This window comes from Thiolapillus sp., assembly GCF_048562965.1.
Classification (GTDB): domain Bacteria; phylum Pseudomonadota; class Gammaproteobacteria; order Chromatiales; family Chromatiaceae; genus Thiolapillus; species Thiolapillus brandeum_A.
The window spans coordinates 1-535 of sequence record NZ_JBHNMF010001607.1; the positions used below are offsets into that span (position 1 = coordinate 1).

1 protein-coding gene is annotated in these 535 nt (G+C 48.6%); it reads right to left on the reverse strand.

What is annotated here, in order from left to right:
- Window positions 1-91: 91 nt before the first annotated feature.
- Window positions 92-535: hypothetical protein (locus ACOCD2_RS25785; protein ID WP_305800844.1), on the reverse strand; the 444-nt coding region annotated here is incomplete at its 5' end.

Consider the following 535-nt stretch of genomic DNA (forward strand, 5'->3'; position numbering starts at 1 on the left):
GATGAATGTCATTGGCAGTTCACCCCTTGGGTGAAATCATGAAAATCACTGGAACTGCAATTTTACGCGATTATCATCGGGCGAACGACTTTCAGGTGGCTGCCGAAGTCACGGATTCAGGCAGATGTTTCAGATTGGGTGGTGGTGTGCAGGCTATCTCATAGCCAACAGGACCGGAAAAGGATTCTGCAATCAGCGTGTATGGTACATTTGTTGGCAGCTTTGTGCGGACGTAACCGGCCAGTTGGTCGTAGTCCAGTGCTTCATCAATGGAATAGTCAATAATATGTGGATGGACCTTTGATGAAAATGCCTGGATCAGGGGTTCGAAGAGGATACCGGTACCATCCATCCCTGGCAGCAAGACAATGTGTTTCATTGCCTGGAGGAGGGCAATGGCGCGCCTGTAATGTTTGGCTTTTTGCAATCCACGGTGTAAAACCCTAGCTTTTCCTAAGCAGATCATCGTGCTCTGCCAACGATTCCAAGGTTGAAATAGGGGTACCGTAACTTTTCTCGATTCTATCGCCCGTGG